Raw genomic sequence first — 23,387 nt, forward strand, 5'->3', positions numbered from 1 at the left:
ATTCTTTATGGATCAATTGGTTGCAGCCAGGGCTGCGCCGGATCCGGTGCGGCAAGGACGGGCTGATCCCTCATTTCGAGGGTATGGCCTGCCTGGCGATAGTGCTTGTAGCGCTCGCGGGCTTGCTGCTTTTGTGTTTCGTCAGTGGGGACAAAATCTACCACTTGAGCGAAGTGTCCTGCAAACAAAGGTGTCGCAGTGGCCAGATTGATGAGGCGGGCGTAGCGCCGTTTCGGTGGCTGATAGCCGATCTCCACCGGGGCCATGCCGCTTTCGCCCTGCAGCTGGTGCGGCACAAAGCGCTCCGGCGGCAGTTGCCACAACAGCTCGTCCAGACGCAGGGCTTGGGCCTCATCGTCGCAGAACAGGTAGATATGGCCCGCGCCCCACGACTCGGCCGCAAGAGTGCATGCCAGTCGCTCGACCGCAGAGGCCTGCGCGTCATCCTGTTCGCTCATCAGGTAAAAGGTCACTTGGCTCATCAGGTTGATCCCGTTTTGCGGTGACGGACTGTTGACCGCCTAATGAGGCTGACGGGGCGTTTCCCGTCCGCAGCTCACTGATTCAAGAATGAAACAAGGAAGAGGCGGGCCTCTTCCTTGTGGTTCAGGGTAACGCCAACCCTTCCGATGCAGCCATCGGCAGGGGCCGGAGAGTTACTCTTTCTCTTCGATATCCACGCCAGCCCGGTTCAGCAGGAACTGGGTCAGCAGGGGTACCGGACGACCGGTGGAGCCTTTATCCTTGCCACTCTTCCAGGCGGTCCCGGCGATATCCAGGTGGGCCCAGTTGTACTTCTTGGTGAAGCGTGACAGGAAGGCGGCCGCGGTGATGGTGCCGGCCGGACGACCACCGATGTTGGCCATGTCGGCGAACGGGCTGTCGATCTGCTCCTGATACTCGTCGAACAACGGCAGACGCCATGCGCGATCACCCGCCTGTTCGGAGGCGTTGAGCAGCTCGTGGGCCAGCGGGTTGTGGTTGGCCAGCAGACCCGAGGTGTGGTGACCCAGCGCGATGACGCAGGCACCGGTCAGGGTCGCCACGTCGATCACGGTTTCCGGATCGAAGCGGTCCACATAGGTCAGTGCATCACACAGCACCAGGCGACCTTCCGCATCGGTGTTGAGCACTTCGATGGTCTGGCCTGACATGGAGGTGAGGATGTCACCCGGGCGATAGGCGTTGCCACCCGGCATGTTCTCGCAGCCTGCCAGCACGCCGATGACGTTGATCGGCAGTTGCAGCTGGGCCAGCGCATGCATGGTACCGAGCACGGAGGCAGCGCCACCCATGTCGTACTTCATCTCGTCCATGCCGTCAGCCGGCTTGATGGAGATGCCGCCGGAGTCAAAGGTCAGACCCTTGCCGACCAGCACGATGGGCTTGGCATCCGGATGACCCTTGTATTCGATGATGGCCATCATGGCTTCATTGTCGGAGCCGCGGGCCACCGCCAGATAGGAGTTCATGCCGAGCTCGGCCATCTCCTGCTCGCCCACCACCTTGGTGGTGATGTTGTCGTAGGCATCGGCCAGACGACGGGCCTGGGAGGCCAGATAGGCCGGGTTGCAGACGTTGGGCGGCATGTTCGCCACGTCGCGGCAGACCCGCACACCCTTGGCCACGGCCAGACCGTGAGCGATGGCTTTTTCACCAATGGTCAGTTCCCGACGCGTCGGCACGTTGAATACCAGCTTGCGCAGCGGGCGACGTGGCTCGGCCTTGTTGGTCTTGAACTGATCAAAGCTGTAGAGGCCCGCCTTGGTGGTTTCTACCGCCTGGCGCACCTTCCAATAGGTATCCCGACCCTTGACGTGCAGCTCGGTGAGGAAGCAGACCGCTTCCATGGAGCCGGTTTCGTTCAGGGTGGTGATGGTCTTGTTGATGATCTGCTTGTACTGGCGTTCGTCGAGTTCCCGCTCCTTGCCGCATCCGACCAGCAGTACGCGCTCGCTGAGCACGCCCGGTACTTGATGCAGCAGCAGCATCTGGCCTGGTTTCCCTTCCAGGTCGCCACGGCGCAGCAGCGAACTGATATAGCCATCGCTGATCTTGTCCAGTTGTTCGGCAACCGGAGAGAGGCGACGAGGCTCAAATACGCCGACTACGACGCAGGCGCTCCGTTGCTTCTCTGGACTGCCACTCTTTACACTGAACTCCATGGAATCTCCTACATCCTAAAGACAAAAGGCACCTTTTATTGAATAATGCGGTGCTTGTTGGGGTATCAGAGGCGGAGCGAACAGCCACAGGCTCCGCAGTTCAAACTGGTAAAAATCCAATATACGGCCCTATTTTTCAGGCATTCGACTAAAAACACAAGTTTACTTGGGAATGACTGTGATCGTTTTCCGATATTTGTTCAGGGAAACCCTGAAAACCCAGCTGGCAGTGTTATTCGTATTGCTGCTTATCTTTGTCAGCCAACAATTTATCAAGATCATCGGCGACGCTGCCGATGGCGAGGTGCCGACACGTCTGGTCTCCACCCTGCTGCTGCTCAACTTGCCCAATATGGCGTTGTTGATGCTGCCTATCAGTCTCTTTTTAGCCATTTTGTTTGCCCATGGTCGCCTCTACGCCGAAAGCGAGATGACGGTGATGCATGCGGTCGGCTTCAGCCACCGTTTCGTGATGCGCAGCGCCATGTTGCTGGCCTTGCTGACGGCGGTGGTTGCGGCGTTCAACACCGGCTGGATCGCCCCGCAGGCCAAGGAGCGCGAGTATCAGGTGATCGACGAGTTCAAGTCGGACCCGGGTATCTCCTTCCTGCAGGCGGGCCGCTTTATGGAGCTCGACAAGGGGCGTCTGGTTGCCTATATCCAGGATTTGAACGACAACGGCTCAAAACTGCAAAAGATCTTCGTGTTGCAGCGGGCGGAGGGGAACAATCCTCCCTCGGTGGTGGTGGCGACCGAAGGGGTGGTGACGGTCGATGAGAACGGTCTGCAGTGGCTGACCCTGATGGATGGCTCCCGCTACGAAGGGAACTTCTCCGGCAAGCAGTTCCAGATCTCCGATTTTCGCGAATATGGTCTGGTGATCCGTCAGCAGGAGATGGAGCGTTCCAACCGCAAGGCGGCGGCCAAGCCGACCATGGAACTGTTCGGTACCCAGGACAACGCCATGATGGCGGAATTGCAGTGGCGTATCTCGCTGCCCCTCTCCATTCCGGTGCTGACCCTGCTGGTGGTACCGCTGGCGCGGGTCAATCCCCGTCAGGGGCGCTACGCCAAGCTGCTGCCGGCCATCATGCTCTATCTCTCCTACTTCCTGCTGCTCAGCGCCGCCCGTTCGGCCATCGACAGCGGTCGGCTGCCCTACTGGCCGGGGATGTTCCTGGTGCCGCTCGGTTACCTGCTGTTTATCGGCCTGCCCCTCAATCTGCAGGGCACCAGCTGGTGGAACGGGGTGAAAGGGCGCTATTTCAACAGAAAATCAGCATGATGCTGCAACATAGGAACTTCTGCTGATGTTTGGCATTCTCGATAGATATATCGGTCGGGTCATCTTTATGTCGATCCTGCTGTGTGAAATCACGCTGGTTGGTCTGGCGGGGCTCATCAAATATGTGGAGCAGCTCAAGTCGGTCGGTGACGGCAACTACGACATGATCAACGCCCTCTACTATGTGCTGCTCTCCATGCCCAAGGAGGCGGTGCTCTTCTTCCCGCTGGCCGCGCTGCTGGGTGGCCTGATTGGTCTGGGTCAGCTGGCGACCAGCTCCGAGCTGGTGGTGATGCAGGCGGCGGGTCGCTCCAAGATCAGTATCGTGATGGCGGCGCTCAAGACGGCGATCCCGCTGATGATCATGGTGGGGCTAATGGGGGAATATGTGGCCCCCATCGCCAAGCGGATGGCAGATGACATCAAGGCGGGCGCGCTCTCCGAAGGTCGTCTGACTGTTTCCGCCTACGGGGTGTGGGCTCGCGATGGCAACAACTTCGTCAATATCAACGGGGTGCGTAACGATGGCGCCCTCACCGGCATCACCCTCTATCGCTTCACCCCCGAGCGCAAGCTGATCGACGTGGTGCAGGCGCAGGAGGGGGTGTTCGAGCGTCACCACTGGCTGCTCAAGCAGACCCAGGTTACCCGCTTCGACGACCCGGCGCAGATCCGCAGCGAACAGCATGACAAGATGGAGTGGAGCTCGGAGCTGACGCCCAAGCAGCTGGGGGTGGTGAGTATCGACCCCGAGAACCTCTCGGTCTCCGGTCTGCTCGATTACATCGGCTATCTCGATGCCAACAAGCAGGATGCCGGTCGCTACAAGCTGGAGATGTGGCGCAAACTGCTGTCACCGCTCTCGGTGGTGGCGATGATCCTGCTGGCCTCCTCCTTCATCTTCGGCCCGTTGCGTTCGGTGAGCATGGGGGCACGGATGCTGATGGGGATCATGACCGGCTTTGCCGTCTATGTGAGTGATCGGGTGTTTGGCCCCATCAGTCTGGTCTATGCGGTACCGCCGATTCTGGCGGCTATCGCGCCCAGCCTGCTGTTTGGCGGCATCTCCTTCTACATCCTCAGCCGCAAGCAGTAATCCGCACGAGATTATGAGGAAATGCAAAGAGGGCACCTGTTGGTGCCCTCTTTCGTTGCTGCATTGATCCGGGATTACTTGTTAAGCAACTCCAGATTTTCCTGCTTGCTCAGCACGATCACTTCGCACTCGGCCCAGATATCCTGAAACGCCCGCGGACGCTGGCGGTTGAACAGGCACATCAGGTTGCCTAGACCAAAGGCGGCGGTAGCGAGACGGATCAGCGCCTGGGTAACGCGGATGTGGCTGCCATCCTCGTTCTGAATGCGCAGCCGCCAGGCGCGCATGCCGACGGTCTGGCCAGCGCGGGTCCAGAACCAGGTGTAGAAACCACAGATGACGAAGGCGAGCCACAGGGTGTAGATCAGGCTCAGGTGGTGGCGAGTCAGCAACCAGACGGTATCTTCACCCGCCGGTACGCTGGCCATGCCGGTGACCAGCAACAGCTTGGCGACACCCATGCCGATAAAGCCGGCGATGATCAGCAGCGAAGTCACCACCAGCGCATCATAGATGAGGGCGCCGAGGCGACGCAGCAGACCCGCTGACGGGTATGGCTGAGTGGCGGGAGAGGGGGATTTTTGTTGGACTTTTTTAGGCTTGGCCATCGTTTTTATTCCATTAAGATGATGGCGGCATTCTATGTAACTGGCCCCGCATCGGCAAGGCGTTGAATAAATGAACAAACGGGAGTGTTCAATCGAAAAACACCTTGCATGGCATCGTGCCATTCGTATAATCCCTCGCAGTTGCCCGGGTGGCGAAATCGGTAGACGCAGCGGATTCAAAATCCGCCGTAGCAATACGTGTCGGTTCGAGTCCGACCCCGGGCACCATTTAGAATTCAATGACTTAAGGCCATCCAAGCGGATGGCCTTAAGTCTTTCTGGCGTTTGGTGGCGGCAAAGTGGCGGCAGATTTTTTGGCGGCATAGGCCACACTCTTGTTTTTGGTGCTGATAGCACCTTCTTGTATGATGCCGCGTCTGCCTGATGGCGCACCTCATGCAGTGCCATTCCCTGGCCATGTTTCAGCGTGTCGTCAGGCAGAATGAGAAGGGCCCCACATGTGGGGCCCTTCTCGCATCTGGCCAGTTACTCTGGCAGCTCGTCGAGTTTCACTTCGAGCTGCAGGCGGTTGGTGTATCCCTGATTGGTGAGGTCGTGCACTACCTGGGTGAGCAGCCAGTCGGCCTCGTCAATCTGGGGCTTGAACCCTCTGACGGTGGTGGGTTGCTCCGGGTAGAGTTCAGGGCGCCCCAGCGCTAGGGTGATCTGGAAGTCGGCCACGCCGCGTTGCAGCTTCTCCCATTCAGCCCGGGCGGCCCGCATGGCATTAGCCTGGCTGGCATAGACATGCCGCAGCTCTTTGACGTTCTCGCTGCTGCCGACCAGCAGTTCATTCTCTTTCTTGTTGACCATGACCCCCGGGGGCAAGGGCCGTTCCGGCGATGGCTTGCTCTTCTTCTTGCGCTTCACCTCGACTCTCTTCTTTTCCGCCTCCTTGTTGTCTTGCCAGTAGGCGGTCACGCCGGTGTAGGCATCCCGGTCAGCCACTGAGAAGCGGTGCTGATCGCCATCCCTGCGGGTGATGGTGATGGCGGGCAGGGGCCGGCCACTCGCGGTGGTGCCCTGGCCAGCTTTGATAAACAGCAGGCGGCCATTCTTGACGGTGGCGATGCCATCGCACTGACCAGCCAGGCGGGTGAGGAAGGCGAGATCGCTCTCGTTGGCCTGGTCGATGTGGTCGATCAGCTGGCCCTTGAGTGAGTCACTCACGCAAGGGGTAAGCTGGTAGCGGGCGGCGATCTGGCTGACGATGCCGCTGACGGTGGTCTGGTGCCAACTTTGCTCACGCAGCTTGTTCATGCCTCCGCGCAAGTCGGCTGACTTGCCCCGTATGGTGAGCACATCCGGGGCCCCGCCGTGTTCCACCTCGTCGATTTTGTAGGTGCCCTTGTCGACCAAGGCCTGGCCTTGCCAGCCAATGAGGGCGCGCAGGGTGGCGCCCCGGCGTGGCATATCGAGCTGGCCGTCGCTGTCATCGAGGGTGATCTCGATGGTGTCGGCGGTGAAGCCCCGGTTGTCGGTGATGGTCATCGACATCAGGCGCGGCCTGATGGCGGCCGAGATGTCTTTGCCGTCGACCAGCGCCTGGTAAGCTGGTACCGGGTGGCCTTGGCGCAAGGCGTCGAGCGGATTGGTCAGCCCCAAGTTTTCGGCCAATCGCGTGCCGAACTGGTCGAATGCCCCCATCAGAGAAGCCCCCCGAGCTTGTTGCCGATACTGCCGACCAGCTTGCCCAGACCCAGGCGGCCAAAGAGGTTGCCCGCGGTGCGGCCCAGCAGGGTTTGGACAAGGGAGCTGTCGTTGTCATCGACCCGCTTGAGCTTGATGGTGAACTCGATTTTGCGGGCGGTGCCATCGCTGAAAAACTCGCTGCGGGTGGTGCTGATGCCCTCGATCACGAATGACCCACGCATGACGCCATCCCCCTGGATCAGGGGGAAAGCCTGACCGCTGTCAGCCATATTGTTGAGCAAGTCGAGGGAGACGGGGCCGCCGGTCACTTCGGGCAGCAGCACCCCGCTCAGGGTGGTGGTTTCATCATCGGGGCCGAGGTACTGGTATGCCGGGCGAGCACCGATCCGGTTATTGCCCGGATGGCGCCATGCCCGTTCGTCTTGTTGTGAGAGGGGGGCGACGGTCGAGCGCATAAACACGAACCAGCCCAGGGTCATCATCATGGTGGTGGCTCCTTAATTGCGGTCGGTCAGGGAGGCGCGGCCATTGGCAGCGGCCTGCCGTTCGCGTCTGTCCAGTTCGCGGCGCACCTCTTGCGCCACATCCGCGCCGGATTGCCCCGGTTGCTGGACGATGTGGATAGGGGCGTTGATCTCGGTGGTGGTGCTGCCTCTGGCGACTGGGCGCGGCGGCGTCACGATACGCGGACCGTAGCCGGATCCCCCGGCCATGGCGGGAGTGTTGTAGTTGCCGGTGAGGTAGCCTGACGGGTTGACGTTGGCCGTGACCGAGCCACCCCCTTTCATCCAGTCCGGCAGCAGGTCGGTGAGGGCCTTTATCTTGGCTTTCAGGCTCTCCCACTTCGCGGTGATGCCACCAATCAGACCGTCGACGATGGCCTTGCCCTTGTTGGCCGCCCCCGCTGGCAAGGTGTCGAAGAAGGCCCAGATCTCGCCCCAGTGCATAGTCAGCATGCCGAGGGGGGTCCATGAGAAGAGTTCTTTCAGGAGCTCCCAGAAGGCGAGCGCAGGGGCCTGACACTGCGCCCACAATCCGCTGAACCATGCGGCGACGCCATCCCAGTTCTTGTAGAGCAGGTAAGCCCCGGCGGCGATGGCCACAATGCCCATGATGAACCAGCCAATGGGGTTGGTGAGCATGGCGATGCCGAGCCTGACCATGCCCATGGTCAGTGCCTTGATGAAGGTCAGCAAGGGGCTTCCATAGACCAGCAGCATCGACATCCCCATCTTGATGGCCGCCAGAGGCCCCAGCAGGCCAGCAACAATCAGCAGCAGTGAACCGCCAGCGGCGGCGGCCACGGCTGTCACGGCTGCGATGCGGGTCAGGGTGGAAGTGAGTTCAGGGTTGGCCCGCATCCAGTTGCCGGTGACCTGGATTATCTCGGTGATGCGCTGGATGATCCCGCGCATCGGGCCGTTCTCGGTCTCCATCATCTGGATGCCCACGTCATCCCACGCGGAGGTGAGGTTATCCAGATCACCGATGGCGTTATCAGCCATGACCTTGGCGACCTTGCCCGCCTCGCCCTGGGATTGCTTCAAGGTGGCGATGAGCTCCTGCAGCTTGCCGGATCCCGCCTGTTCGGTCAGTACGGCCAGGGCGGCGAAGGCTTCCTCACCGGCGATGGCCTTGAAGTAGCCCGATCGGGTGGTGTCCCCCATCTTGCTGGTCTTCTTGTAGAGCTCGTCGAGAATATCGGGCAGGGCGCGCAGGTTACCGGCGGCATCGGCGGTCTTCACGTTCAGGGCGGCGAGCGCGTCGTGCGCGGCCTTGGGGGGCGCCGCGAGGCGGCCGAGAATGGCCCGCATGGCGGTACCGCCCATGCTGCCCTGGATACCGGCATCCCCCAGCTTTCCCGCCATGGCTGAGGCAGTTTCAAGGTCCACGCCAAGGCCCGCCGCTACCGGGCCCACGTACTTCATGGTTTCCCCCAGCATCTGCAAGTCGACGTTGGCGCGGGTGAAGGTGCCGACCATCACATCCCCGAGTCGGGTCATCTGGTTTGCCGGCAGCTTGAAGCCGGTCAGGATGTTGGAGCCGATATCCGCTGCGGCGGCAATTTCGACGCCCCCGGCCTTGGCGATGTCGAGCACCCCAGGCATGGCGTCACGGATCGCCTTGGGTGTGAAGCCAGCCATGGCGAGGAAGCCCTGGCCCTGCGCCGCTTCGCCCGCCGTAAAGGCGGTATTGGCGCCTAGCTCCCGGGCCTGAGCCCGCAAGGCGGCCAGTTCGCTGCTGCCTTTGTCCAGCCTGGTGATCGCCTGCACCTTGGACATGTCGACATCAAAGCCCATGGCCTTGTTGGCGATGTTGGTGCCCTTGTAGATGGCCGCGGCACCGGTTGCCATGCCTGCGGCGCCATAGCCCGCCATGGTGCCGCGCATCGACATGGTCTTGTCATAGCTGGCCTTGACCTGGTTGAGGCGCTTTTGCTGGTCGGCCAGTTGGCCCAGCTTGGCGCGCTGCTGGTCGAGCTGGGCATTGGCGGAAGCCAGATCGGTCTTGAGGCGGCGCTGGTGTTCGCCGAGCTGCTTGGTGTTGATGCCTGCCTCGCCCAGGGCCCGTTTCAGGCTGCCGTGACGGGCGACCATGTCCCGCTCCTGTTGGGAGAGGTCGCGCACCTTCTGTTTGGCCTGCTCCATGGCGCGGGTCATGGCCTTGGTTGGTTGCTCGACCTTGGCAAGTTGCTGGGCCATCTGCTGGGCATCGCGTTGGGCTGCTGTGAGCTGGGCGCGGGTAGCGCCAATTTGGCTTCCCAGGGTGCGATAGCCGTCAATCTGGCCGCTCTGGGTCTCGAGCTCCTTGATGCGCTTTTTCGTCTCGGCGAGGTCTTTGGCCGTGGTTCTGCTCTGGCCGCTGGCGGCCTTGAGGGGGGCGGTGAGCTTGTCGACCGCCCCGAGGAGGATTTGCAGTTTGAGAGGGTTCATTGTTCGTCTGCCCCGTTAATGCGGTTGTGGGTTTCAACGAGGCGTTGGTGCCAGCCCATCAGCTCGCTGATCTCCATGGCCGCCATCTCGGAGGGCGGCCAGTGGGCGATGATGGCGATGTCGGCCATCAGGTCATCTACGCAGCCAGGTAGCCCATTTTCTTCGGCATCAAAAAACTGGCCACCTCGCTACCCAGTTGCAGCAGGTCAGCCGGGTCCATATTGCCAATTTCGAGCTCGGTCAGGATCGGGGTGGTGATGCGGGGCAGCAGTTTGGTGAGGGCGTTGACGTCCATCTGCAGCACATCGGCCATGTTGAGTCCGCGCATTTCGCCCGCCTTGGGCTTGCGCAGTTGGACCTCTGTGATGGTGGTGTCGCCGCGTTGGATGGCTTGGTCGAGAGTCACTGTCTTGTGTTCCATGGTGTTGCGTCCTGGTGATGTGGTGAGGGCGGCACTTTCTGTTTGGATAAGGGCCGCCCGTTGGGTTGTTGGGTGGGTTAGAGCCCGATGGCTTTGCGGTGCTCGGCCATCAGGTCGACGCCGTCGACGATCCAGATCATGTTGAGCAGGTCGATTTCGCACAGGACGACGCCGTTCATGGTCTCCTTGTAGTAGGTGTTGACCATGCTGACTTTGCTCTGGGTGTTGTCGCCGCTCTTTAAGGTGCCCCGGTCGAGCTCTTTGAAGCGGCCGCGCTGCACGATTTCGACCGAGACGATTTCGCCGGTGTCGTCACGCTGGAAAGAACCGGCAAAGCGCAGGGCGACGCCGTCAATCTTGGCTAGCCCCATGCGTTTGACGAGCGCGGCCTCTGCGCCACCGAAGGTGAAGGAGGTGTCGAGGGCACCATCTTCCAGCCCCATGTGGATGTTGGCGGCGCCCATCATGCCGCCGCCGCGATAGGCTTCGAATTTCTGGCTCAGCTTGGCCGGGGTGAAGTCTTCGGCGACGCCAATCCAGTTCTCGCCATCCATGAAGATGTTGCCGTGTTTCAGTTTGCGTGGCAGTGCCATGGTGGCTCCTTATGCGGCGGCCGCGACGCGGGCGCCGAAGTCGATGAGGTAGGTGTCGGTGATGCGCTGGATGAAGCCGAGGTCTTCGAGCGGCGGTACCGGGGTGTAGTTGTAATCGATGCGCAGCTTGCCGGCCTTGAGGGTGTCTTTGTCGTTGAGCTCCTCGTTGTACCAGCAGTCAAAGCCGAGCAGGTAACCGCCCGCCACCAGTTCGCGGCCCTTGGCCTTGATGCCCTCGATGATGTCTTTCACCAGGGTGGGGGTGAGCGGCTTGTCGTTGGCCCACATGTGCGCCTCGGCCATGGTGTCGGCCAGGATCTGGGCGGTACGGGTGTAGTTCTCGAAGGCGAACAGCGGGTCATCGGAACAGGTGCGGTTACCCCAGTAACGGAAACCATCGGCCCGGATGAGGGCGGTGATTTCGTTGGCGTTGAGCAGGCCGACCTCGGTATCGGGGTCTTGCAGATCCCAGAACAGGGCCTTTGTCATGCCGTCGACCCCGGTCACGCCGATGTTCGACAGGGTCTTGTGCCAGCCGATCTCCTTGTCGATGAATGCCCGCATGGCGGCCGCCTTGAGGCAGGCATCGAGCTTGATGCTGGCATTGGCGGCGGTGTCCCAGGCGGTCCAGTCGCCGTGGATCGGCATCAGTTCGCGGCTGGAGAAGTTCTCGCGGTAGGCGAGCGCTGCCTCGACGGTGTCGGCGATGGTCGGCACATAGGCGAAGGCGCGCAGCTTTTTGGCTGCGCCCGCCAGGGCGGTGGCTACGGCTAAGGTGCAGTTGTCCGGCACGCAGAGGATGCGCGGCTTGACGCCCGTGACCGGGGCGGCCCGCTCCAGTGCTTTGAGGCCGGTATAGCTGCCATCCGGCAGGATGGTGCCGATGATGTTGCTGGTCAGCTCGGCGGCGTCGGCGCCATCGGCCACGCGCACGGCGATGACGATGGTGTTGACGGTGTCATAGATGGTTTGCAGCGAGCGTTTGAGGTTTCCGGTGCTGCCCGCCTTGGCGATGGCCGCCGGCAGGTTGGCAATCAGCACGGGTTTGTTGAGGGGGAAGTAAGCGGCATCCGCATCGCTGCCGGTGCAGATGATGCCGATCACCGCCGTGGCGACGGTGCGGATGGTGCGCGTGCCCTCGTTGACTTCCACGACGCGCACGCCGTGGTGAAATTGGTCCAGTGCCATAGGTTCTCCTGTTGTCCGGACGGAGCATTCTGTGCGTAGGTAATGCATGTGATGCGAGCAGGGTCAGGATGCAGGGGCGGGGGATGACAGGCGAGCGGCGGCCAGTGTGTGGGGGCCGCACACACTGGCGAAGCGGTGACAAGGTGACGGATGACGGGAGTCACGAAACACCCCGCACAGGCGGGGTGGTTGGCGGTGAATCAGTCGGTGAAGTAGCTGATGGTAAATGCCAGCCTGGCATTGTCCGACACGCTCACGACATCGGCATAAGGTTGTCCTGGCGCCACACCTCGAATGATGGCGAATGGTTCACCTTTAATGCAGTCGATCACAAATTGGCGGGATGTATCAGGGAGGTTGACACCAACAATCATGCCTATCGCCCCTGATTGTTCCATGATGCTGGATGATGTCGGGAAGGGCAGGTTTACGCCTATGTACCCATCCATCGCAGGGTCTATATTTTTTACTCCCATGGCTACCTGAGCAATAACCAACCGTCCCATCTTCACATAGTGGCCATGGCGATATTCATATTCATTCTGGCCTGAGTGGCTGTACCCAGCAATTGATGGTAGCCATGTGCCATGAACCCCCGGTTCCAGTGCTGCTTCAGAGACTCCCAGCAGTCCATTGAGTTGCCTGACGACATGTTCGAAGATGGCCTGATGACCGGCATCATTGGGGTGTACCCCATCGATATACATATTGTTTTCAAGCAGGTCGAGCGATGAGCAATCGATCACCATCACCCCCAGCTCTGCGGCAAGCAGCCTAATGGATGCAGCGTATTGAATGTGGCGGGCTTTTGCGGCTGGCCAGATATGTTCATCTGCGATCGGTGGGATCATGATGGCGACGACATTGTCGCCATGATTGAGGGTGACCGCGATATTTTTGATGTTGGCTTTCAGCTGGTCTGGCGTGGTGGCTTTACCACTGTTGTAGATATCGTTGGTGCCCAGAGCAATGATGAACAGGTTCTTTTTTGATTCGAAAAATGCCCCCTGTCTTTTGATTGATGCCAGCCGTTCCGGTGTATTGAAATCCGTACTTGATGCGCCCGAGAAGGCCATTCTGTTGATGTGGATCCGCTCATCTGCATGGTTCAACCTGATTAGGCCTGTCAGCGTCACATCACCATCAACGGCCTTGATAGTATGGCGGCCGTAACCTCGACTGGCAGAGAGTGATGGGAATGTCAGGGCATCCACTATGTTCTCCCCTGCACAGTCGATGGTTTTATAAACCACGCCATCCTTCATGAACTGGAGCTTGCCTGCCGAAGGGGTGCGGTTGAAGTAGACCTCGACAAACTCGAAGTCGCCGTAGAAATACAGAGATGACAGGTTTTCCATCAAGAGTGCTTTGCCTATTGGCCCGGCATCGGTGATGGATGCAGGGCCACTTATCTCGACGCCATATTTGCCGGAAATCTCAAAATTGGAGATGATCTCGGCATCCTGTCCCTGCTCCATGTCCATGATCATTTGGTAAAACATCGAGTACCAGGACTGGGGAAAACTGGATGCGCCAACGCCCTCTGTGATGCTGTCACCCAGTACGTTCACAGAGCCGTAGGACGCCTTGATCAGTTGCAGGCAAGAGTGCAAATCTTTGAAGTTTCTGAGAGCCGTTTTTTCTTTCTCTTTATCAATGGTTTGGCTCAGGTATGCCCGTGACACCATTGCCTGTGACGGGTCGACTATTACTTCCACACTTGCCGAGTTACCGATGGCAATGACCATTTCCAGTGTCATTGTTCTGCCTGAACCCTGTGCCATCACTGACTTGTAGCTTGCGGGAGTATTGGCGACCGCGATCAGGTCGCCATCTGCATCGAACAATCCCAATTCATAGACCCACCACCCCCCTACTGTTTCGGACAAGAACATCTCGGCGATGCGTTGATTCGGGTTGTTGGGATCGACTTCCCATGAATTGATATCTGTCCGGTAGACTTCATTGACGAGGGTGGTCTGTTCCTCGTTCGGTGTGGTTTCAGCACCGTTCCCATCACCCACCGCCATGTGAGTAATGCGCAGAGGAGTGGCGCCCGCAGCCATGGCCAGCTTGTTGATGCCTGTCTGAGTCAATATGGTTTTGTAAATCTGCATGGTTACTCCTGTGTCGGTAAAATGCGCAGAGACTCATTGATGACCGTTGCGCAGCCATAATTTGCACCGCCGCTGGTCGCAACGGTTTTTAGCTCTGGATGGATTGATATTTTGTCGCCTGCCATGACTTCCGCCCCGATCGATGACCCTCCATTTGACTGCATACTCATGTTGATGCCCGTGATATGCCGGGTCATTGGCTTGGCGTTGTAGATCAGGTTCTCTATTTCTTCGTGTAGTTCTTCCGAGATACCAGAGCCGTTTAGCCTCAGATCGATACTGAATGTGCCAGGGGGGTTGTCATGTTCCGTTTGCCACCATTCCACCACGTCAACCAGAAACCCCATTGGCTCAATGACTCGCCTGATTGCACCCACGGTGCCCTTGCGGCTGTGGACGAAGTAGCTATTGGCGATGACCTGGCGCTTGGTGGCCTCAGGCCATTTGTCATCCCAGCGGTCGACACTCCAACTTGCGGCCAGATAGGGCAGCAGGTGGGCGGGGCAGGTCCAGGGGGACCAGAGCGAGCGAAACGGGATCGGCAAGGCCTGGGCATTGGCACCCACGGCGGCCAGGTTGCGCTCGGTGCGGCTGGTGTTGGGTGGCAGCAGGGTATTCATGCCGCCCGCTCCACGGTGAAGCCGGTGCAGTAGGCGGCCTGGGTTGCACTGGGGGTGATGTCTGCCCAGCCGATCAGGTCGACCTTGCGCACCCCCTGCACATGGATGGCCGCATCGATGGCGGAGCGGGGCACCTCGACACCGATGCGGCGGCGTGGGTTGATGAAGGCTGCGAGGCTGTCGCGAGCGGCCTGCAGGATCACGTCCGCCTCTGCCCCCTGGCTGTCGATGTGCAGCTTGGCGGTGATGGTGTAGGGGAGGATGCCGGCTGCCTGCACGGTGAGCCGGTCGGCCACCGGCCGCTTGTCTTCGTGGCTCAGGGCAGCGTCTACCTTGGCAATCAGCGCCGCATCGGCGGTGCCGTCCCCCTCGGTGCTGAGGATGGTGACCAGCGCCTCGGCTGGGGTCGGGCTCGATCCTTTGGCATCGGCGACCTTGCCATCCGCCGAGAGGGCGAAATACTCATAGGCCCCGGTGGGGCCCGCCACACTCAAGCCATCCCACGCCATCAGGGCTCGCAGGATCAGGGCCTCGTCATTCTCTTTGACTTCCGGCACCGGCGGGTTGGCGGTGTCATCCCCCGGCTGGATGATGAGTCGCTGCACCTTCCAGTTGGCCACCAGGTTGTCGAGGTCGCTCCCCTTGGCCCAGGCCAACATGTTGGCGACGGCGGCATCGTTGATGCGTTGGCGCAGGATCAGCTCCCGATAGGCATTCTCTTGCAGCAGCTTGGTGATGGGCTCGGATTCGAGCGCCAGGGTGGCGGCGATGGCCGCCTGCTGGTCAGCCGGATAGAGGCTGACAAAATAGGCCTTGCGCTCGGCGAGGATGGTCTCGAAGTCCAGCAGTTCGATCACATCGGGCTGCGGCAGTTGGGAGAGGGTGATGGTGCTCAATTGGCGGCTCCTGTGGGGATGGCAATAGTGGCGCTCTCTGTTCCGGTACCCGGCGCGCCGCCGTCCTTGCGCTGCCAGGTGAGCTCGACGGTGAGGGCACCATCCATGCCGCCGCCCAGCACATCGACCCGGGTGATGGTGATGCGCGGTTCCCAGTTGATGAGGGCCTGCACGGTGGCGGCCATCAGGCGCAGGCGGGTGGCCTGATGCTGTGGCTGGTCGATGAGGTAAAACAGCTCGCTACCGTAGTCGCGGCGCATGACGCGCGAACCGACCGGGGTGATGAGGATGTCGCGCACCGACTGGATGATGTGGTCGGTGGCGCTGATGGCGCGGCCGGTGGCAGCATTCATGCCGAGCCAGTTCATGCCGGGCCCCCTGTTTGGCCGCCGCCAGTGCTGACGCCGCTGTGTTTGTGGGTGGTGACTTCGACGTTGCCTATCTTGGCGGTGGGGGCGGTTATCTTGCCGCCCGCTTCAATGGTCGAACCGACCTTGAGGGCCTGAGTGCACTCCACCATGGGGGTGATCAGCTTGACGGTGACGGACGCCTCGATGTTGGCAGACTTGATGCCGGTGGCGTTGAGCGCGCCGGTGGTCGGGTTGTATTCGATGACGGCGCCATCGCTGTATTCGGTGCGGTCGAGATCCGGGTTGTCATCGTCCGCCAGCGGTTCGGGGAAGGCGGCGCAGTTGATGGGGCCGACGATGTAGGCATTGCGTAGATCGCCGCTGACCGACAGCAACAGCACCTGCTCTCCGATGGAGAGGCGATGACGGGTGCGGTTCTTCCCGGCCCGCTCTGCTGCGTAGGGCCGCCAGTTGGTGATGAGGTCGCCGGTTTTGACGCGACATTCGCCGGATCGCACGGCGGTCACGGTGCCGATGCGGATCAGGTTGTCGATCAGGCGTTGGAGTTCAGTCGGGGTCGGTTGCATGGGGCCATTGTTTTGGGCAATGGCGAGTAAGGCGAGGGGCGGCCAGTGTGTACGGCGCTGGCACACTGGCGGCGGTGGTTATAGTCCTTTGGTGAGGTGGGCGATCAGGGTGGTTTCTAGCTGGTCAAGTTCTTGTTCTGTGATGCCGAGCAGTTCCCGCGCCGGGTATGAGATCTCGCGCCCCTTGATGCGGTCTTTGAGACCGTACTGGTGAATGGTGGCGAGCCGGTTGGCGGTGCCGGCAAACTCGACCAGGGCTTGATGTTCATTGGCACGGGCTTTGAGCCAGGCTGGGCTACTGATTTTGAAGAACATCTTGCGGCGTAGGCGCCCCCGGTTTGTCTTCAGCTTGGGCTGCGGCTTGCGCGGGGCCATGGGGGTGCCATCTGGCTGGCGGTTGGCGCGGATCCGCTGGGCCTGGCTGGCGCGCAAGGTGCGGGCCATCTCGCCTGCCAACTGACGGCGGGCGGCGGGCTCCATGCTGGCCAGCAGACCGTTGGCCCAGCTGGTCAGGCGGTTCAGGTCGTCGGTGATCATGGCTGATGCCCTTCGTCGGTGAAGAGTTCCCAGGTGATGCCGTCATAGGGGTCTTCCGGCGGCTCTGGCAGGTGTTCCCAGCCTATACCCTGTTCGTTTTGCCACACCCTGACCCGCTCTGTCAGCTTGACGGTGATGATGAGGTCCATCAGGTCGTTGGCGAGGTATTCCGCCTCGAAGGTGATGCCCTCCTTGCGCTGCTCGTCGTTGGTCATCAGCTCGGGCTGGTGTTGGCGCAGCCAGGCCAGCAGCGGCACCATGATCTGGTCCGGGTGGCCGGCAAAGTCCTCGATGCCGATGGTGAGGGGGTATTGCCACTCGAACGAGAGCGAGCTGGCGCCGGTGCTTTCGACATTGCCCGGGGCGATGAAGATGTGCAGCTTGTCGGGGTTTGTCTTGAGGTGGGGCACGCAGCGGGTCAGTACCTCACGGATCTGTTTTGGTTTTTCCATGCTCCCTCCCGTTCTGGTGGCGTTGCTGGCAGGCGATAAGGCTGTCGACTTGGGCGGCGCAGGTGGCCCATGCCGCCTCGGTCTGGGTCAGTTGGTCGAGCAGGTCGCCGTTATTGACCGGGCTGGCTGCCGGCAGTTGGCAGGGCGCCGTGGCTGGACAGGTGAGCCTGATAATCTGCTGCGCCGGTGAGGGGGGGGCGCTGGAGCAGCCTGACAACAGGATCAGGCAGAGGGCGATCAGCCCACTCCTTGAGTTCAGCATTTTCACGTTTGAGCCTCTTGATGGTGTCGGCCCGGGTGGCGGCCGTGATGGTCAGATCGCCAAGCTGGCGTTGCAGCGTGGCGGCGGCGTTTGCCTGGGCGTCCAGCTCGCCGGTGAGGGTATCGATGACCCCGTCTTTGGTCTTCTCCCGTCGCTCGGCCTCGACGGCCTTGTCGTTGGCGGCCTTGAGGTCGCTTTGCAGGGTGGAGACTTTGCCCCTGGCGGTCGCTGCCGAGGTGGCCGACCAGCCCCAGCCAGCCAAGGCAACGGCCAGGGCCAGCAGCAACCAGGTGAGGGGGGAGCGTACTAATGCCATTACGGTTTCCTCGGTGGTGGGGTGGGCTGCGGATTATTCTGGTTACATCCTCTGAACGGGCAGACCACGCAGCCACCAAGCCAGCGCAATTCCAGACACTTCGCATCCAGCTTGGTGCAGGTTTTCCCTACCAAGTGACCGCACTTAGGCCGAGGCATCTGCCACCTCCTTCACCGGATAGACCTTGGCAAAGTGGTCATATGCCTTGGCCAGCTTGGTGTCGTAGTCATTGTCCTTGTAGGCCGGGCCGTTGTAGCGGCGGGCGAAGTCGGCCCACTTGCGACCCTGTATGGCCTTGTGCATGGCGGGATCTTGCTGGATGAAGCGGCACAGGGCGGTGAGGTGGTCCACTTCGCTGCGCTGCATGGCGGTCTGCCAGTCGCTGGCCGAGGTAAAGCCCAGCGCCTGCCAGTGGAAGCCCATGATCTGGAACATGCCCCAACTGGCCGACTCGATGGCGGCATCCCGGTGCAGGCTGATGGCGAGTTGCAGCCTCTCCCACTCGGCGGGCCCACCGGCATAGCCGCCGCGCTTGGGGTTGACCAGGTTGGGGTAACGGGCCGCCATCTGGTCGGCGGTGGCCTTGCTCAGGTGCTTGGTGAGCTGCTTGTAGAACACATGCCGCTCGAACAGCACTACTGGGCGCATGGCGTCGGTGAAGCCCTCGCCGATGCTTTCGACCTGGGCAACGGTGGCCATGGTGGCGAGCGGCAGGCCCAGCAGGTCGGCCCCGCTCTGCATATGGTTGATGGTGAGCTGGTTGCCGCGCTCGCTGCCGAGCAGGGCGGCCATGGTGCGGGGGCCAGCCTGGCCGATGGCGGTGATCATGTAGTCCCGCTGAAAGGCGAGCAGGGCGCGCTCGGTGGCATCGCCAAACCAGCCATCCGGATCGAGCGGATAACCGGCTTTGGCCAGGCGACGCTGCAGGTCGGCGACGGCGGCGCCGGTATCCCCTTTTTTCAGGCTCATGGTTGAAACCTCCCGTTCAGATGGCTGGCGGTAGTCGGTTGCTGGCGCCGCAGTGGCAGCAGGCGCATGACGGATCCGCGGGAACCGATCAGGGCGGTGAGTACGACAGAGGCCAGCAGGACGGCGGCGGGGTCAGGAGCGGGCAGTGCCCCGATCATGGCTCGCAGGGGCACGGAACCGGCGGCGAAGGTGAGCAGCCAGGCCAGCACGGCAGGGAGGGGACGATAGTCGCCCCCGTTGCGGTTGAAGGTGGCGATACGCAGCGCGATGGCGGCGCAGATCATGGCGTAGAGGATGGTTAGCATGTCAGCCCCCTTTGCGGAGTTTGAGCAGGTCTTCCGGCGTTTTGCGCAGGATCCACTGCAACAGGTGGACGGCCAGCGCCGAGGCGAGCATTGCGCCGACAGCCCTGGGGACCTCGACGCTGAGCGGCAGCACGCTGGCCAGCATGGCGGCAACCAGCGGTGCCGCCAGTGCCCCCGCCACGAAGGCGGCAACGAACAGGCCCGCTTTGCGCAGGTTGCCCAGCTCGGCGGTGGTGGCGATGAACACCAGCGCCCCGGCGAATGCACCGAGCAGGACGCCGGGGTCTACGCCCGGGAAGAGGGACAGCAACGCCAAGGCGCTCAGGGTGCTGGTTGCTGCACTGGATGAAATGGGTTCTGGCATCGTGCTCTCCTGTTTTTATCGTTTGCTGCCGTAGTGGCGAGCGGTTTGAAATTCGTGGATGGTCTGGCATTCGGCGCAGCGTTCGCAGCCCCGGATCGCTTCACGGCGCGCCTGCGGGATGGTGTTGTCGCAGTCGATGCAGTAGTGCGGGCCGGTGCCACTGATGCGGGCGGCGTGGATGCGGGCAGCGAGTTGCTGCTCGCTGATGTCGGCCAGTCGTTCGAGTTCGTCGTCGAGGCGGCTCATGGTCATTCCCATAGCTGGATCAGCGGCTGCTCGGCCTGGGTGGGGGCCGCTGGCATTGTGATGAGGGTTCCGGTCGGGATGATGGGGCCGAGCGCGGCCAAACCGGGGTTGAGTGCGAGCACCTGCTCGGTGATGCCTGCGGTGTAGCCGTAGTGCCGGAACAGGATGAGGTCGAGGGTGTCACCCTGTTGGCTGCGCAGTTCCATCAGATGAGCGCCACGGTGATGTGGGTGGTACCGAGGATGTCGCGAATGGCAAAGCGGGCGTCGCGGTAGAGGTCGTCAGAGCTGATGATTTTGGCATCGGCCCCTTTGACGCCATCACCGGTGGCGCTGTAGTCGGTGTAACGCTCCAGCAGGTTGGCGCGGGTCATGGCATAGACGGCGCGCCGATAGCTGTGCAGGTGCGCCGATTCGCCATTGATGACCTCGCCCGGTACGGCGGCCAGGGTGGCGACCCCTTCTGCCTCACGGGCGCGGCGCCAGTCAGCCAGATCCCGGTTGACGCTGGTGATGGCGTCGATCACGGCATGCTTGAGGCGGGCCGTGGTGACGGTGCCATCGAGCCGGACGGTGTCGCGCAGGTCGGCCAGTGATATTGCTGGCCAGAATGGATCGCTGGTGACTTGCCCTTCATCCGGTGCGGTCGGTGCGGTGGCGATGAATCCGGTGCTCATGGTGCTCCTGGTTCTGGTGGTAGCCCGTTTGTTGGGCGGTGGTCGGGCCGTCTGGTATGCGAAACGCATTCGTCAGGCCCGAGCCGCCCAGGGTGCGGGGTTCGCTCGGTTAGCTGCCGCCGCCGGTGGCGTCGGGCTGCTGTTCTTTTTTCAGTTCGCGCTCGAGCACTTCGAGCTCTTTCTTGATGCCGACCTTGTCATGCAGCTCGATGGCGCGTCGGTAGTGCTCGGCGGCCTGCTGCTTGAGCCCATCGGCGAGGCAGGCACGGCCTACCGCCTTGTGCAGCTTGGCGCGCACCTGGTCGAAGATGTCGCAGTCGGCCAACATGGCCAGATAGCGATTGAGCAGGGGCAGGGAGGGTCCCGCGCCGGCTTCTTGCTGCTTGATGGCGGTGTCGGCGACCTCTTCGGCGATCATGGTGGCGGCGGTGCGTTCGTAGCGATCGGGGGTGCTCAGGCCATGGCGGATCACGTAGGAGGCCATGGGTAGGGCTCCTTCCAGATCGCCGGTGTCGAGGTGCCAGAGCATGACGGTGACCAGGACGTCATCTTGTCCGCCCCGGTCGGCGGCCAGCACGCCATCAATCCACGGCTGATAGACGACCAGCATGGGGCGCTTGGCGTCGATCTTGCGTTCGATGCTCTGGATGCCTTTGAGGGTGCGGCGGTGTTCGGCCAGCTGCATCAGCTGCAGCTCGTAGGCGTTGGCGCGTTGTTGGTCGAACTGAGGATTGGCCGCCCCTTGCAGGGCGGCCAGTTTGCGTTCGCGGTTGCGACGGGCAGGTGTCATATCGCCCCCTTAACCGCCGGCGGCCGGTTTCGGCCCGATGACGATGTTTTCGATCAGGGCGACGCAGTCGTAATCCTCGACCACGTAGGCATCGTTGGAGCTTTCGTAGTTGACGATGCGGTCGCGCTTTGGCTCTTCCTCAATGTGACGGCGGCGGGCGCCTTCCTGCCAGTAGATGGACAGGTTTTCCAGCGTGGTGATGAGCATGGCATCATCCGGGAAGAAGGGGACGCGCACGGCTTTGAGGCCGCCGATCTGCTTCTGGCTCACCAGCACCTGACCGGCCAGCTTGTCCTGGTTGTTGTCAGCGTTGTTGATGATGGGGAAGTATTTGTCGGCCAACAGCTTGCGACCGCAGATGACCACCAAGTCGGTATCGTCCTGATACCATGGGGCGATTGCCTCGTTGACGGCATCGAACACCAGGGCGTCGAGGTTGTGATAGTCGCCTTCTTTGGTGTCTGCGTCGTTCTTCGGTTGGTAGATGTAGATCTTGCCGGAGCCTTCGGTACCTTCATCCATCACTTTGGCCGGTGCATCCACACGGATGTGCTGCAGCCAGCCGATGTTGACGTCCTCCAGCATGGGGTGGGTGGTGCGGTTGGTGTCCGGCGCCACGCTGGTGCCGTGCCAGCCGATCATGATGCGGTCCAGCCCCTGGCGTTTGAGGATGGCGTCGCGGATACGGGTCTGGAAGTCGGGGAACTTGGCCCAGATATCCAACTTGTTGTAACCCAGGCTTGTGTCGTAGTTGGTCTTTGCGCACTCGTAGTCATGCGGATAGAGGGCGCTCGGGTCATTGGGCTCGCGGTCTTTGTCGCTGGTATTGGTGCGGCCTGCGATGGTGCTGCCGATACCGATACCCACCTTTTGCCCCTTCATATCCGGTACCGGGATGACGTTGATCATTTGCAGGAATTCGACCGACTCCTGCATCTTGGTTTCCAGGGTCTGCTGGACGCTGGGCTGCACGTTGAACTGCACCATGGCGTTGGAGATGGCGTTGAGTTTGGCCACCTGGCCGGTGAACTCGTTGAACTTCTGGCGGGTTTCGTTACGCATTGGGCATGGTCCTTAGCAGTCGGTTTGAATGGTGGCGCCATCGCTACCGGTGGCCGGCTGGCGCTTGTGGCTGAAATCTTCCTGGTCTTCCAGGGTGGCGGTGAGATCGGCCAGTGCCTTGGCGGTGGCGTCCAGCTTGCCGGTCAGCTCGGTGATGGTCTGGGCCTGCTCGGTGAACTTCTTCTGCATGCCGGCATCGAGGCTGGTGACCTCTTTTGCCACCGTTTCGACGGCCTGGTGCACGTCGCTGAAATCGGCGGTGGATTGTTTCTTGTGGGTGGAAAACAGGGCGGTAACCCGCTCCAGCAGGCCGGGACCTTTGTCGCTGTCGTCTTCAAATTCGATGACGGTTTCCAGCGCTTCTGTGAACAGGCAGTCATGGTGATACTTGCGCTCGGCCAGCGGGTTGACCTTCGCCTTGCTGCAGAACTCCAACATTTCAGTGCCAAGGCTGGCCGGGCTGTCGGTGACGGCCAGCCCCATCAGGTAGGCGCCCTTTTCGTTCAGGTTGGGGTGGATTTCGACGGAGGTGTAAACCTTCTGGCGTTTCTTGTTCAGTTCGACCAGCTCGGGGGTGGGGTCGATCTGCACGTACAGGGCCAGGCGCTTTTCACCTTCCATGTCGACCTCTTCGGTCTTGGCTGCGGTGATGTCGCCGTACATCTTGAACTGACCGTTCGGGTCATAGCCCCGGATGTGCTCCATATTGACCCGCGCGCCGTAGGTGGACTGGTTGTAGCGCTTGGCCATCTGTTCAATCCACTCGCGGGTGATGGTGCGCCCGTCGGTCGTGCCCCCCTCGACGGCGACGCGGAAAAATTTGGACTTAGGCATGAGCTGGGATCCCTTTGGTGATTGGGTGGTGATGTCGCGGTTATGGTCTGGGTGACAGGCTG

The 23,387-nt window shown here is 61.3% G+C and carries 30 protein-coding genes and 1 tRNA gene; 3 read left to right on the top strand and 28 right to left on the bottom strand.

The window, feature by feature from the left end; all coding sequences use genetic code 11:
- Window positions 1-5: 5 nt before the first annotated feature.
- Entirely contained in the window at window positions 6-482 is a 477-nt protein-coding gene (locus tag AB5Z05_RS00390) for a DNA polymerase III subunit chi (protein WP_368149848.1), read from the bottom strand.
- A gap of 174 nt (window positions 483-656) precedes the next feature.
- Window positions 657-2,165, bottom strand: a complete 1,509-nt coding sequence (gene pepA, locus AB5Z05_RS00395; RefSeq protein ID WP_005336423.1) for a leucyl aminopeptidase — start codon at window positions 2,163-2,165, stop codon at window positions 657-659.
- Window positions 2,166-2,337: 172 nt separating this feature from the next.
- On the opposite strand from pepA, the gene lptF reads away from it, so the two are divergent.
- Window positions 2,338-3,450 carry an LPS export ABC transporter permease LptF gene (gene lptF / locus AB5Z05_RS00400; RefSeq protein WP_005356742.1) on the top strand — a complete coding sequence of 371 codons (1,113 nt, stop codon included), beginning with the start codon at window positions 2,338-2,340 and terminating at the stop codon, window positions 3,448-3,450.
- A 25-nt stretch (window positions 3,451-3,475) separates the two neighbouring features.
- Window positions 3,476-4,546, top strand: a complete 1,071-nt coding sequence (gene lptG / locus AB5Z05_RS00405) for an LPS export ABC transporter permease LptG (protein ID WP_005355217.1) — start codon at window positions 3,476-3,478, stop codon at window positions 4,544-4,546.
- 74 nt (window positions 4,547-4,620) lie between these two features.
- Here the strand turns inward: lptG and AB5Z05_RS00410 are convergent, their stop codons facing one another.
- Entirely contained in the window at window positions 4,621-5,154 is a 534-nt protein-coding gene (locus AB5Z05_RS00410) for an RDD family protein (protein WP_005336420.1), read from the bottom strand.
- 143 nt (window positions 5,155-5,297) lie between these two features.
- On the opposite strand from AB5Z05_RS00410, the gene AB5Z05_RS00415 reads away from it, so the two are divergent.
- Window positions 5,298-5,382 (top strand) — tRNA-Leu (locus AB5Z05_RS00415).
- Window positions 5,383-5,640: 258 nt separating this feature from the next.
- On the opposite strand, the gene AB5Z05_RS00420 is transcribed toward AB5Z05_RS00415, so the two are convergent.
- The 25 genes from AB5Z05_RS00420 to AB5Z05_RS00540 form a co-directional block, all read right to left on the bottom strand.
- Window positions 5,641-6,801, bottom strand: coding sequence for a phage late control D family protein (locus AB5Z05_RS00420; RefSeq protein ID WP_368149850.1), 1,161 nt, complete (start codon window positions 6,799-6,801; stop codon window positions 5,641-5,643).
- The gene (locus tag AB5Z05_RS00425) at window positions 6,801-7,292 is read right to left on the bottom strand and encodes a phage tail protein (RefSeq protein ID WP_323951131.1); all 492 of its coding nucleotides are present in this window, start codon (window positions 7,290-7,292) and stop codon (window positions 6,801-6,803) included. Before AB5Z05_RS00425 ends, AB5Z05_RS00420 begins: the two co-directional genes overlap by 1 nt.
- A 12-nt stretch (window positions 7,293-7,304) precedes the next feature.
- Complete coding sequence (locus tag AB5Z05_RS00430; protein WP_368149851.1) at window positions 7,305-9,740, bottom strand: phage tail tape measure protein; 2,436 nt, start codon at window positions 9,738-9,740, stop codon at window positions 7,305-7,307.
- Window positions 9,737-9,868 (bottom strand): GpE family phage tail protein, encoded by a 132-nt coding sequence (locus AB5Z05_RS00435; protein WP_041214901.1) that lies wholly within the window; start codon window positions 9,866-9,868, stop codon window positions 9,737-9,739. Before AB5Z05_RS00435 ends, AB5Z05_RS00430 begins: the two co-directional genes overlap by 4 nt.
- A gap of 8 nt (window positions 9,869-9,876) precedes the next feature.
- The gene (locus AB5Z05_RS00440) at window positions 9,877-10,161 is read right to left on the bottom strand and encodes a phage tail assembly protein (RefSeq protein WP_048209085.1); all 285 of its coding nucleotides are present in this window, start codon (window positions 10,159-10,161) and stop codon (window positions 9,877-9,879) included.
- A gap of 77 nt (window positions 10,162-10,238) precedes the next feature.
- Window positions 10,239-10,754 carry a phage major tail tube protein gene (locus AB5Z05_RS00445; RefSeq protein WP_324026089.1) on the bottom strand — a complete coding sequence of 172 codons (516 nt, stop codon included), beginning with the start codon at window positions 10,752-10,754 and terminating at the stop codon, window positions 10,239-10,241.
- Window positions 10,755-10,763: 9 nt separating this feature from the next.
- Window positions 10,764-11,936 carry a phage tail sheath protein gene (locus AB5Z05_RS00450; protein ID WP_368149941.1) on the bottom strand — a complete coding sequence of 391 codons (1,173 nt, stop codon included), beginning with the start codon at window positions 11,934-11,936 and terminating at the stop codon, window positions 10,764-10,766.
- A gap of 206 nt (window positions 11,937-12,142) precedes the next feature.
- Window positions 12,143-14,059 (bottom strand): phage tail protein, encoded by a 1,917-nt coding sequence (locus AB5Z05_RS00455; protein WP_368149853.1) that lies wholly within the window; start codon window positions 14,057-14,059, stop codon window positions 12,143-12,145.
- Window positions 14,060-14,061: 2 nt separating this feature from the next.
- A complete protein-coding gene (locus AB5Z05_RS00460) occupies window positions 14,062-14,679 on the bottom strand; it encodes a phage tail protein I (RefSeq protein ID WP_368149854.1) in 618 nt (205 codons plus the stop codon).
- Window positions 14,676-15,575, bottom strand: coding sequence for a baseplate J/gp47 family protein (locus tag AB5Z05_RS00465; protein ID WP_368149855.1), 900 nt, complete (start codon window positions 15,573-15,575; stop codon window positions 14,676-14,678). The genes AB5Z05_RS00460 and AB5Z05_RS00465 overlap by 4 nt, the downstream gene beginning before the upstream one ends.
- Window positions 15,572-15,943, bottom strand: coding sequence for a GPW/gp25 family protein (locus AB5Z05_RS00470; protein ID WP_368149857.1), 372 nt, complete (start codon window positions 15,941-15,943; stop codon window positions 15,572-15,574). Before AB5Z05_RS00470 ends, AB5Z05_RS00465 begins: the two co-directional genes overlap by 4 nt.
- The gene (locus tag AB5Z05_RS00475; RefSeq protein WP_368149858.1) at window positions 15,940-16,512 is read right to left on the bottom strand and encodes a phage baseplate assembly protein V; all 573 of its coding nucleotides are present in this window, start codon (window positions 16,510-16,512) and stop codon (window positions 15,940-15,942) included. The genes AB5Z05_RS00470 and AB5Z05_RS00475 overlap by 4 nt, the downstream gene beginning before the upstream one ends.
- A 78-nt stretch (window positions 16,513-16,590) precedes the next feature.
- Entirely contained in the window at window positions 16,591-17,049 is a 459-nt protein-coding gene (locus tag AB5Z05_RS00480) for a phage virion morphogenesis protein (protein ID WP_368149860.1), read from the bottom strand.
- Window positions 17,046-17,501, bottom strand: a complete 456-nt coding sequence (locus AB5Z05_RS00485; RefSeq protein WP_368149861.1) for a phage tail protein — start codon at window positions 17,499-17,501, stop codon at window positions 17,046-17,048. The genes AB5Z05_RS00480 and AB5Z05_RS00485 overlap by 4 nt, the downstream gene beginning before the upstream one ends.
- Window positions 17,476-17,718 carry an Rz1-like lysis system protein LysC gene (gene lysC / locus AB5Z05_RS00490; protein ID WP_368149862.1) on the bottom strand — a complete coding sequence of 81 codons (243 nt, stop codon included), beginning with the start codon at window positions 17,716-17,718 and terminating at the stop codon, window positions 17,476-17,478. Before lysC ends, AB5Z05_RS00485 begins: the two co-directional genes overlap by 26 nt.
- On the bottom strand, window positions 17,612-18,079 hold the full coding sequence (gene lysB, locus AB5Z05_RS00495) for an Rz-like lysis system protein LysB (protein ID WP_368149863.1): 468 nt from the start codon (window positions 18,077-18,079) through the stop codon (window positions 17,612-17,614). The genes lysC and lysB overlap by 107 nt, the downstream gene beginning before the upstream one ends.
- Window positions 18,080-18,223: 144 nt before the next feature.
- Complete coding sequence (locus AB5Z05_RS00500; RefSeq protein ID WP_368149865.1) at window positions 18,224-19,048, bottom strand: N-acetylmuramidase domain-containing protein; 825 nt, start codon at window positions 19,046-19,048, stop codon at window positions 18,224-18,226.
- Window positions 19,045-19,353 carry a phage holin family protein gene (locus AB5Z05_RS00505; RefSeq protein ID WP_368149867.1) on the bottom strand — a complete coding sequence of 103 codons (309 nt, stop codon included), beginning with the start codon at window positions 19,351-19,353 and terminating at the stop codon, window positions 19,045-19,047. Before AB5Z05_RS00505 ends, AB5Z05_RS00500 begins: the two co-directional genes overlap by 4 nt.
- A gap of 1 nt (window position 19,354) precedes the next feature.
- A complete protein-coding gene (locus AB5Z05_RS00510; RefSeq protein ID WP_041214915.1) occupies window positions 19,355-19,717 on the bottom strand; it encodes a putative holin in 363 nt (120 codons plus the stop codon).
- 15 nt (window positions 19,718-19,732) lie between these two features.
- Window positions 19,733-19,963, bottom strand: a complete 231-nt coding sequence (locus AB5Z05_RS00515; RefSeq protein WP_180344887.1) for a TraR/DksA C4-type zinc finger protein — start codon at window positions 19,961-19,963, stop codon at window positions 19,733-19,735.
- 2 nt (window positions 19,964-19,965) lie between these two features.
- The gene (locus AB5Z05_RS00520; RefSeq protein WP_368149869.1) at window positions 19,966-20,169 is read right to left on the bottom strand and encodes a tail protein X; all 204 of its coding nucleotides are present in this window, start codon (window positions 20,167-20,169) and stop codon (window positions 19,966-19,968) included.
- Window positions 20,169-20,639 (bottom strand): head completion/stabilization protein, encoded by a 471-nt coding sequence (locus AB5Z05_RS00525; protein ID WP_324032539.1) that lies wholly within the window; start codon window positions 20,637-20,639, stop codon window positions 20,169-20,171. The genes AB5Z05_RS00520 and AB5Z05_RS00525 overlap by 1 nt, the downstream gene beginning before the upstream one ends.
- A 109-nt stretch (window positions 20,640-20,748) precedes the next feature.
- Window positions 20,749-21,429: a phage terminase small subunit gene (gene gpM / locus AB5Z05_RS00530; RefSeq protein WP_368149870.1), complete on the bottom strand. Its 681-nt coding sequence runs from the start codon at window positions 21,427-21,429 to the stop codon at window positions 20,749-20,751.
- 9 nt (window positions 21,430-21,438) lie between these two features.
- A complete protein-coding gene (locus tag AB5Z05_RS00535; RefSeq protein ID WP_368149871.1) occupies window positions 21,439-22,491 on the bottom strand; it encodes a phage major capsid protein, P2 family in 1,053 nt (350 codons plus the stop codon).
- Between the two features lie 12 nt (window positions 22,492-22,503).
- A complete protein-coding gene (locus tag AB5Z05_RS00540; RefSeq protein ID WP_323947188.1) occupies window positions 22,504-23,325 on the bottom strand; it encodes a GPO family capsid scaffolding protein in 822 nt (273 codons plus the stop codon).
- Window positions 23,326-23,387 lie beyond the last annotated feature (62 nt).

This window comes from Aeromonas sp. R2-4, assembly GCF_040908365.1.
GTDB classification, from domain to species: Bacteria; Pseudomonadota; Gammaproteobacteria; order Enterobacterales; family Aeromonadaceae; genus Aeromonas; species Aeromonas veronii.